Here is a 9,537-nt window from a genome sequence, read left to right on the forward strand (position 1 = left end):
GGCGGAGGGAATGCGATGAACGACGGATTCCCCTGGCTGACCGTCATGGCCGCGCTGCCGTTCGCGGGCGGCCTCCTGGTGGCCGTGCTGCCCGCCGGCAAGCGCGTGCTCGCCAAGAACACCGCGCTCGCGGTGACGCTCGCCGAGCTGGTCCTGGCGATCATCCTCACGGTGAAGTTCTCACCCGACGGCGACCGATTCCAGTTCACCGAGAACCACACGTGGATCGAAGCGTTCGGCGTGCACTGGGCGTTGGGCGTGGACGGCATCGGCGTGGTGCTGATCCTGCTCACCGCGGCACTCATGCCGATCCTGGTGCTGGCGTCGTGGCACGACGCCGACACGCCGCAGATCCGCATGGACGGCAGCACGGGTGAGAAGGCCGCACCGCGCTCGACGCACGCGTTCTTTGCGCTGATGCTGATGGTCGAGGCGATGGTGGTGGTGTCGTTCGCGGCCACCGACATCTTCGTCTTCTACATCTTCTTCGAAGCCATGCTCATCCCGATGTACTTCCTCATCGGCGGCTTCGGCGGCGCGCAACGTTCGTACGCGGCGGTCAAGTTCCTGCTCTACAACCTCCTCGGCGGCCTGGTCATGCTGGCCGCGGTGGTCGGCTTGTACGTGGCCACCGCCGACGCCGACCTGGGCGGCAGCGGGCAGGGCACGTTCGACCTGCTCCGCATCTCGCAGGCGGTGGCGAGCGGTGAGCTGGACCTCGACCCGACCGCCGAGAAGGCGATGTTCCTCGGCTTCATGCTCGCCTTCGCCATCAAGGCGCCGCTGTGGCCGTTCCACACGTGGCTGCCCGACACGATGACCGAGGCGACGCCCGGCGTCGCCGTACTGGTGACCGCGATGGTCGACAAGGTCGGCACGTTCGCGATGCTGCGCTTCTGCCTGGAGGTCTTCCCGGACGCGTCGAAGACCTTCGCACCACTGATCGTGACGCTCGCGGTGATCGGGATCATCTACGGGGCGCTGCTGGCGGTGGGGCAGACCGACATCAAGCGCCTGATCGCGTACACCTCGATCTCGCACTTCGGCTTCATCATCATGGGCATCTTCGCGATGACCAGCCAGGGCCACTCCGGCGCGACGCTCTACATGATCAACCACGGGTTCTCGACCGCGGCGCTGCTGCTCATCGCGGGCTTCCTGATCACGCGGCGCGGCTCGAAGACCATCGCGGACTTCGGCGGTGTGCAGAAGGTCGCGCCGGTTCTCGCCGGGACCTTCCTGGTCGCCGGCCTGGCCACGCTCTCGCTGCCCGGCCTGGCGCCGTTCGTCAGCGAATTCCTGGTCCTCGTCGGGACGTTCTCGCGCTACCAGGTCGCCGGCGTCTTCGCGACGGTCGGCATCATCCTGGCCGCGCTGTACGTCCTGGTGCTCTACCAGCGCACGATGACCGGACCGGTCAAGGCCGGCAACGAGAAGATGCGCGACCTGGGGCTGCGCGAGAAGGTCGTGGTCGCGCCGCTCCTCGCGGTGCTGATCGCACTCGGCGTCTACCCGAAGCCGATCCTCGACGTCGTCAATCCGGCGGTCGACGGGACGCTCACCCAGGTCGACCGCCGCGACCCGGAGCCCACGCGTCCGATCGCGCCGGAAGCAGCACCGGCCGCAGGGCCGGCCGCCGAGCCGGCGGCCGCCCACGCGCCGGCCGCCCACACCACTGGAGGCAACAAGTGAGCGCCGGTCTTCAGCTCGCCGCGGCGGTCGACGCCCCGAAGATCGAGTACGGCGAACTCTCGCCGATGCTCATCGTGTTCGGTGTCGCCGTGGCCGGAGTCCTCGTCGAGGCGTTCGTGCCCCGCAAGGCGCGCTACGTCACCCAGCTCGTGCTGGCCTTCGCCGGCATGGCGGCGGCGTTCGGCGCGGTCGTCGCCCTGGCCGGCGAGCAGGAGGTGGCCGCGGTCGGTGCCGTCGCGGTCGACGGCCCGTCGCTGTTCCTCCAGGGCACGCTGCTGCTGCTGGGCATCGTGTCGGTCATGCTGATCGCCGAGCGCCGCGTCGAGGGCGGCGGCGCCGACGCGTTCGCCCCGCAGGCCGCCGCGGCGCCCGGCAGCGCCGCGGAGAAGGAGGCGACGGAGGCCCGGCTGCACCAGACCGAGGTCTTCCCGCTCACCATGTTCTCCCTGGCCGGCATGCTGCTCTTCCCGGCCGCCAACGACCTGCTGACGATGTTCATCGCCCTGGAGGTCCTGTCGCTCCCGCTGTACCTGCTGTGCGGCATGGCCCGGCGCCGCCGCATGCTGTCGCAGGAAGCCGCGCTCAAGTACTTCCTCCTCGGTGCATTCTCGTCCGCGTTCTTCCTTTTCGGCGTGGCCCTGCTGTACGGCTACTCCGGCACCCTGCGCCTGGACGGCATCGCGGTGGCGACGGGCGGCGCGATGGACAACGACGCGCTGCTGCTGATCGGCATGGCGATGGTCGCCGTCGGCCTGCTCTTCAAGGTCGGCGCGGTGCCGTTCCACTCGTGGACGCCCGACGTCTATCAGGGCGCCCCGACGCCGATCACCGGGTTCATGGCGTCCGCGACCAAGGTGGCCGCGTTCGGTGCGCTGCTGCGCTTCTTCTACGTCGCGATGCCGGGCATGAAGTGGGACTGGCGTCCCGTCATGATCGGCGTCGCGATCGCCACCATGATCGCCGGCGCGGTCATCGCGATCACCCAGACGGACGTCAAGCGCATGCTGGCGTACTCCTCGATCGCCCACGCCGGCTTCATCCTGACCGGCATGCTGGCGGCGAACGAGGCGGGCGCGTCGTCCACGCTCTTCTACCTCGTGGCCTACGGCTTCGTCACGCTCGGCGCCTTCGCGGTGGTCACGCTGGTCCGCGACGCGGGCGGCGAGGCCACCCACCTGTCGCGCTGGGCGGGGCTGGGCCGGCGCTCGCCGCTGGTCGCCGCGGTGTTCGCGGTCTTCCTGCTGGCGTTCGCGGGCATTCCGCTGACCAGCGGCTTCACCGGCAAGTTCGCGGTGTTCCAGGCTGCTGCCGACGGCGGAGCCGGATCGCTGGTGATCGTCGGCGTGCTGTGTTCCGCCATCGCCGCGTTCTTCTACGTCCGGGTCATCGTTCTGATGTTCTTCTCGGAGCCGAAGGCGGACGGCCCGACCGTGGCCGTGCCGAGCGTGATGACCACCGCTGCCATCGCTTTGGGGGTAGCGGTTACGGTTGTCCTGGGCATCCTCCCGCAGCCGGTCCTGGACCTTGCGGACAAGGCAGCCCTCTTCGTCCATTAGCAGCGGGCGCAGACACTCTGCGCAAACACAAGGAGCGCACCGGCATGACGATCGTGGGGCCCTTCGGGCTGAGCGTCCATGACGGTGAACTCGACGCGGAGATCCGAGCCGGGATGGCGGCGGTCGAGCAGGAGCTGATCGCCGCCACCAAGAGCGAATTCCCGTACCTCACCCAGACTTCGCGCCACCTCGTCGAGGCCGGCGGCAAGCGCTTTCGCCCCCTGCTGACGCTCCTCGCCGCACAGTTCGGCGACCCGCAGGCGCCCGGCGTCGTCCCCGCGGCCGTCGTCTGCGAACTCACCCACCTGGCCACGCTCTACCACGACGACGTCATGGACGAGGCCGCGCTGCGCCGCGGCGCCCCCAGCGCAAACGCCCGCTGGGACAACTCGGTTGCGATCCTCACCGGCGATTTCCTCTTCGCCAGGGCGTCCGAGATCGTCGCCGACCTCGGCGACGAGGCCGTACGCATCCAGGCCCGCGCATTCGCCCGCCTGGTCACCGGCCAGATCCGCGAGACGGTCGGCCCCGGCGAGGGCGACGACCCCGTGGAGCACTACCTCTCGGTCATCGCCGACAAGACCGGCTCCCTGATCGCCACTTCGGGCCAGTTCGGCGCGATGTTCGCCGGCGCGGACGAACAGGTGGTCGAAATTCTCACGCGGTACGGCGAGCGCATCGGTGTCGCCTTCCAACTCGCCGACGACGTCCTCGACATCGCCAGCGACTCCACCGAGTCGGGCAAGACCCCGGGCACGGACCTCCGCGAGGGCGTCCCCACCCTTCCCGTGCTTCACCTGCGCGCCGCCCCGGGGCCCGGCGACGCCCACCTGCTCGCCCTCCTGTCGTCCCCCCTCACCGACGACGAGCGACACGCCGAGGCCCTCACCCTCTTGCGCGCCCACCCCGCCCTCACGCGGGCCCGTGCCGACACCCGCCGCTACGCCGACGAGGCGCGCGAGGTCCTCACCCCGCTTCCGGACTGCCCGGCGAAGACGGCGCTGTCGTCCCTGTGCGAACTGGTGGTCGAACGAAGCTGCTGACCCGTCCGGGCTGAGCGGACACGCGACCGTGGACGGTGCTTTTCGTCTCGCGTGCCTCACCCCGCGTGATCCGGGCCGGGCGCGGCTGTGGACGGCGCTTTTCGTCCCGCCCCGGGTCCACCACGCATGATCCGGGTCCGGGCGCGGCTGTGGACGGTGGGAGGGCCGCCGGGCCCGGCGTGCGGCCCCGATATTGCGGACCGAGTGGTGCGGCGTTGTTCAGCGAACCAGGCCGCGCGGTCGCACGACGCCCAGGTCGAAGTGCGTGACGAAACCGGGTTCGGCGGCGCAGACCGCCGGAATGGCGGTCAGGCCCGCGAAGGCGGTCCAATTGCGGCCGGTGGCATTGCCGTCGAGTGTCAGCTCCAACGACGGCTCGCCTTCGACGATGACGCGATAACGGCCGTTTCCGCAGTCCCAGTCGGGTTCGATGTCGTCGTGTCCCACGGTCCAGATCTGGGAGAACGTGATGAGCGGCCTGCCGTCCACCGAGGCCGTCCATTCGTAGCGCTGGCCCGCGACGGTGCCGGCCGGAATGACGCCGTTCGCGTGCTTGATGTCCTTCGTCGCGACGGCGAATTTCGTCTCCGCCGTCAGGCCGTCGATCTTCTTGCCGAGACCTTCCGCGATCATGGCCATGGACTGTACGAAATGGCCGATCGCGTCGGGTGACCGCCTCGGGTTCGCGGCCAGTTCCCCGGGGTCCTGCCCGAAGCCCAAGCGCTCCATCCAAGGCGAGGGATGGGCCAGGAAGTCGGCGATCTCGTAGACGCGTACGTGGTCGATCCGACCCGTCAGCCTCGCGAGGGTGACCGGCAGGATGTCGCCCGAGTAGCCGGGGTGGATCCCCGAGCCGTGAAAGGAGACCCCGCCCTCCCGGGCGGCCGCGTCGATTTTCTCGACATCCTCGCGGCAGTCTTCCGTCGGGTAGAACGGGCCCAGGGGGGAGATGACGTTTTTTCCGGAACGCAGCAGTCGGCAGACCATGTCGATGTCCGGGACCAGGGGAGCGAAGTGGACGCAGTCGGCCTCCAGTGCGACTATCGCGTCTTTGTCGTCCGTCGCGGAAAGTCCGACGTCGGCGATTCCCGCGATTTGCCCGACGTCCTTCCCGACCTTTTCGGGATTCGTCACGAGCACGCCGACGAGTTCCATGAAGGGGTTTTCCACCAGGTGCCGGATGGAGGCCTTCCCGATACCCCCGGTAGCCCATTGCACGACGCGATAGACCTCGCTGGTCATTGGCACGACTCCTTTTTTGGGTTTGGGTCAGGCGCTTCCGTCGGTTCGGCCTTGCTCGTCGTCCGTTTGGTCGTTCCGTGTCGCCAGGGGACGCGATCCATGGGCGTTGGTCCCACCGGCCGCCCGTGGCGCGCGACCTTCGTCCTCCCGGCCCGTCAGGTGCCGTTCGCCGCGTCGCGTGCGGCTACCGCCGCTTGGTGGATGTCCTGGTGCCGTTCGGTGACGGCCTGCGTGAGGTCGCCGTGGGTGATGGCGTAGCGGTCGCCGCGCAGCAGCGCGTCGATCACGTTCCCGGCCGCCTGCCGGGGATCGATGACGCTCGCGGCGAGGCCGGGATTGCTGGCGTGCATCGCGGCGAAGTCCTCGGGTTCGCCGATGGACCGCCGCAGTCGGTCGGGTTGGGCGTCCTGGCTGGTCTCCAGGTGCCGGGAGACCATGCCGGACGGGAAGACCACCGTGACGCGGATGTCCTCGTCGCGCAGTTCCAGGCGCAGGGTTTCGGCCAGACCGAGGACGGCGAATTTGCTCGCCTGGTACGCCGCCATCCGGCTCGCGGGGGCCAGGACCCCGGAGGACGAGGTGAACGCCAGGCGGGCGGCGGGGGATTCGCGCAGAAGAGGAAGGAACGCGCGGGCCACACGGGCGGATCCGACAACGTTGACGTCGAGCACCCACTGCCATTCCGCGTCGGTGAGGCGTTCGACCGCGCCGAACAACTGCACGCCGACGTTCGACACCACGAGGTCGGTGCGGGCGAAACGGTCCCGGACAGCGTCGGCCGCCGCCCGGACCGCGGTGTCGTCCGCGACGTCGACGGCCATCCCGAAGGCGTCGACGCCGTACTCGTGTGCGAGCTTCTCCGCCTCCGCCCCCACGCGGTCCCCGTCGCGGTCCAGGAGGGCGACACGCATGCCCCGCGCGGCGCATTCGGCCGCCAGTCCGAGCCCGAACCCGGACGCGGCCCCGGTGACGACCGCGCACTCGCCGCCGGCGGTCACGAGGCACCCGCGGCGTCGGCGGGACGGATGTCCATGCGCAGGCGGGTGAGTCTGCTGCTCGCGATGCGCCACACCCCGTCGGTCTTCTCGTACGTCTCGTGGTAATGGCCGTAGCCGCGCAGGTCGCGGCCGTCGGGCCATTGCACGAGGTCCTGCATCGACCAGATGCCGGTCGCGGTCGACTCCGAGGTCAGTTCGATCTCCGGCATGTGCCCGATGTGCACGGTGCTGCGGTCGCCCAGGGTTTCGCGTACGAACGCGATGAACTCGTCGGCGCCCGTGATCACGGGGCCGCCGGAGCCGGACGTGTCGACGGTCGCCTCGTCGGTGAAGACGCGGCGCATGCCGTCCCAGTCCTTGGTGTCCAAAGTGCGGAAGTAGCGGGCCTTCAGTTGCTTGATGGCTTCTATGTCGTCCACATCTGGGAAGGTAGACACAATCCTGACCCAGGTCAACATTCTTGGTCCGTAAGAAACCGGCTAACCTGGCCGGTGTGAAGCGTGATCGATCAGGCGGCCGACGGTCCGGCAATGCTGACCAAGGTCAGCGACGTGCCAACTTGGCACAGTCCCGTTCCCGCGAGACGAAGCGCGCGCTGTTGCAGGCGGCGACCGCGCTGTGGCGGACCAAGGGTTTCGCGGACACCACGGTGGCGGACATCTGTCAGGCGGCCGGGGTCTCCAAGGCGCTGTTCTACTTCTACTTCCCGCGCAAGGAGGACGCCCTGTTCGAGGCGGGCGTGCTGTCCACCGCCGAGGCCCGCCACACCGTGCGCGAGGCGACCGCGGGGCCGTACGACCTTGCGACGGTGATCCACGACGTCCTCGCCGCCTTGGAACGGGCCATGCGCCGCACCCCGCCCGAACTACTCGTCGAGGCCACGCTCGAAGGCCACCGCGCCGAGCACCGGGCCCTCGCCGAAGGCCGCGCCGAGGAGCACCGCGCCTCCCGCTACCTCTTCCTCGACCTGTTCGAACGCGCCCAAGCCGACGCCGAACTCCCTTCCCACATCGACGTCCTCGGCCTGGCCCGCACCGCTCAAACGCTTCTCGAAGCCGGCACACGCCACTGGGCCGCGGGCGAATACGGCGACCGAAGCTTCACCGAAACCGTCACCCGCGACATCACCGCCCTGATCATCGGCCACAGTCGCCTCGCGGCCGACGCGGCCCCTGACGCGACGTCGGCCTGAATACTCGATCGGCTCCGGGCGATGCGGGGCACGCGGACGCACGAAACGCCCCCGAGGTCGAAGGCGGACGCGGATTTCGTTTTTCAGTCGAAGCAGCCGCATCCTGCGCACCGGGGGCGCCGTGTGCTCACCGTACTTCGCGCCGCGGTCGGTGTGCCAAGGGTTTTGTGGCCACCGCGGCTGCCGCACAGGCGAGTTCACGCCGGGGTGATGGTGGCCAGCAGGTACTCGGACGTGATGAGGACGGTGGTGTCGTCGGGTTCGGACGAGGCCTGATTGTGTTCCGTGAAGAGGGCGGCGAGGTCGTGGTGGAGGGCCGTCCAGGTGCCTTGCGCCTCGATGCGGGGCCGTTCGGCTTGGAGGTGGCCGGCGGTACGGGTCCAGAACTCCGCGGCTTCGAGGGCGGAGGGGAAGTGGAACGGCACGCCGCGGGTGGTCGCGGTGATGTGGTGAGGGGCGAACAGGTCTTGCAGGTAAGCAAGTTCGCCCCACTCGCTGGGAGGTCGCGCGCCGGGTGGCGGGGGCGGGAGGTATGCGGCGAGGACGCGGTTGGCCGCGGCCATGAAGCCGTCCGGGGTCCAGGCGGCCGAGACGATCCGCCCACCGGGTGTGCAGCAGCGCAGCATCGCGTCGGCGGCCTGGCGGTGGTCGGGGGCGTACATCGCGCCGAAGACGGAGACCACGCGGTCGAAAGCACCGGTCAGGCCGGTGGTGTCGGCATGCAGCCAGGTGATCGGCAGGCGCTCGCCGCGAGCACGTTCGGCGGCCAGGGACAGCAGACGCGCGGTGGGGTCGGCGCCGGTGACGGTGGCGCCGAGTCTCGCGGCGGCCAGGGCGGCGTTGCCGGTGCCGCAGCCGACGTCCAGGAGGGTCGTGCCCGGTTCAAGGGCGGCGGTGGCGACTGCCGTGTCCGCGGCGGGCCGGAGGCGGCGGGCCATCTCGGGGTAGTCGCCCAGCGCCCAGGTGGATTCGGCGGTGGTGCCGCTCATGTCTCTCCGTTCGCGTGGCGTGTGTCCCTTCCGAGTGTGGTCCGCCCACGCCGTTCGGGGCGGTACAGAAAATGGACCGGGCCGATAGCGTGGCCGCGTGATCGAGTACTGCCCGGTGTCCGCCGGCGTCGAGGCCGTGGGCGACCGGTGGACGCTGTTGGTGCTGCGCGAGCTGTTCCTGGGCGCATCCCGGTTCAACGACCTGCACCGCGGTCTGCCGGGTATGAGCCGGACACTTCTGGCCGCCCGCCTGCGCCGCATGCAGGCGCACGGGTTGCTGACGCGCGAGACGGACCGCGACGGGAGACCCGCCTACCGGCTCACCGAGGCGGGGGCCGCGCTGGAGCCGTTGGTGTGGCAGCTCGGTGACTGGGCGCGGCGCTGGTTCTTCGGCGATCCCAGGCCCGAACAACTCGACGCCGGCTGGTTGTTGTGGCGGCTGCGGCAGTTCGTGCGCTCGGACGAACTGCCCGCGCGGCGCGTGGTCGTCGAGTTCGTTCTGCGCGCGGGCCCGGTCGCCGGTACCGATGAGCGCGGGTGGCTTGTTCTCGCGCCCGGTGATGCGAGTGCGTGCCGTCGGCATCCCGGTTACGACGTCGACGTGTGGGTGGACGGCGATGCGGTGGAACTGCACCGCGTCGTCGCGGGACGTGCCGGACTCGGGCAGGCGATGCGCGGCGGTCTGGTGCGGATCAGCGGCGATCCGGGGCTGGCGGCCGGGTTTCCGCGGTGGTTCGCGTGGCGTGGGGAGGGCGGAGGCTCGTCCGAGGCGTAGTCGGGTGAGCGAGCGTGCGGGCAGGGGCGTTCGCCGGATGACCGGCGAAC

At 69.9% G+C, this 9,537-nt stretch carries 9 protein-coding genes; 5 read left to right on the forward strand and 4 right to left on the reverse strand.

The features are described 5' to 3' along the window. The first annotated feature begins 15 nt into the window (after positions 1-15). From ACRX5W_RS02920 to ACRX5W_RS02930, 3 genes are read left to right on the forward strand one after another with little or no spacing between them, the layout of a single operon-like run. The gene (locus ACRX5W_RS02920; protein WP_436786283.1) at positions 16-1,692 is read left to right on the forward strand and encodes an NADH-quinone oxidoreductase subunit M; all 1,677 of its coding nucleotides are present in this window, start codon (positions 16-18) and stop codon (positions 1,690-1,692) included. Continuing rightward, positions 1,689-3,248, forward strand: coding sequence for an NADH-quinone oxidoreductase subunit NuoN (gene nuoN, locus ACRX5W_RS02925; RefSeq protein ID WP_436786284.1), 1,560 nt, complete (start codon positions 1,689-1,691; stop codon positions 3,246-3,248). The genes ACRX5W_RS02920 and nuoN overlap by 4 nt, the downstream gene beginning before the upstream one ends. 44 nt (positions 3,249-3,292) lie before the next feature. Further along, positions 3,293-4,291: a polyprenyl synthetase family protein gene (locus tag ACRX5W_RS02930; protein ID WP_436786285.1), complete on the forward strand. Its 999-nt coding sequence runs from the start codon at positions 3,293-3,295 to the stop codon at positions 4,289-4,291. Between the two features lie 219 nt (positions 4,292-4,510). Here the strand turns inward: ACRX5W_RS02930 and ACRX5W_RS02935 are convergent, their stop codons facing one another. The 3 genes from ACRX5W_RS02935 to ACRX5W_RS02945 form a co-directional block, all read right to left on the reverse strand. Continuing rightward, on the reverse strand, positions 4,511-5,533 hold the full coding sequence (locus tag ACRX5W_RS02935; RefSeq protein WP_436786286.1) for an NAD(P)H-dependent amine dehydrogenase family protein: 1,023 nt from the start codon (positions 5,531-5,533) through the stop codon (positions 4,511-4,513). 155 nt (positions 5,534-5,688) lie between these two features. Then, the gene (locus ACRX5W_RS02940; RefSeq protein ID WP_436786287.1) at positions 5,689-6,531 is read right to left on the reverse strand and encodes an SDR family oxidoreductase; all 843 of its coding nucleotides are present in this window, start codon (positions 6,529-6,531) and stop codon (positions 5,689-5,691) included. Beyond that, entirely contained in the window at positions 6,528-6,950 is a 423-nt protein-coding gene (locus ACRX5W_RS02945) for a nuclear transport factor 2 family protein (RefSeq protein ID WP_436786288.1), read from the reverse strand. Before ACRX5W_RS02945 ends, ACRX5W_RS02940 begins: the two co-directional genes overlap by 4 nt. Positions 6,951-7,090: 140 nt before the next feature. Here ACRX5W_RS02945 and ACRX5W_RS02950 point away from each other — a divergent pair, with 140 nt between their 5' ends. After that, on the forward strand, positions 7,091-7,723 hold the full coding sequence (locus tag ACRX5W_RS02950) for a TetR/AcrR family transcriptional regulator (protein ID WP_436786289.1): 633 nt from the start codon (positions 7,091-7,093) through the stop codon (positions 7,721-7,723). A 197-nt stretch (positions 7,724-7,920) separates the two neighbouring features. Here ACRX5W_RS02950 and ACRX5W_RS02955 read toward each other — a convergent pair whose 3' ends face one another. Continuing rightward, positions 7,921-8,712, reverse strand: a complete 792-nt coding sequence (locus tag ACRX5W_RS02955; RefSeq protein ID WP_436786290.1) for a class I SAM-dependent methyltransferase — start codon at positions 8,710-8,712, stop codon at positions 7,921-7,923. A 97-nt stretch (positions 8,713-8,809) separates the two neighbouring features. Here ACRX5W_RS02955 and ACRX5W_RS02960 point away from each other — a divergent pair, with 97 nt between their 5' ends. Continuing rightward, entirely contained in the window at positions 8,810-9,487 is a 678-nt protein-coding gene (locus ACRX5W_RS02960) for a winged helix-turn-helix transcriptional regulator (protein WP_436786291.1), read from the forward strand. The last annotated feature ends 50 nt before the right edge of the window (positions 9,488-9,537 follow it).

Source organism: Yinghuangia sp. YIM S10712, from assembly GCF_051388935.1.
Lineage (GTDB): Bacteria > Actinomycetota > Actinomycetes > Streptomycetales > Streptomycetaceae > Yinghuangia.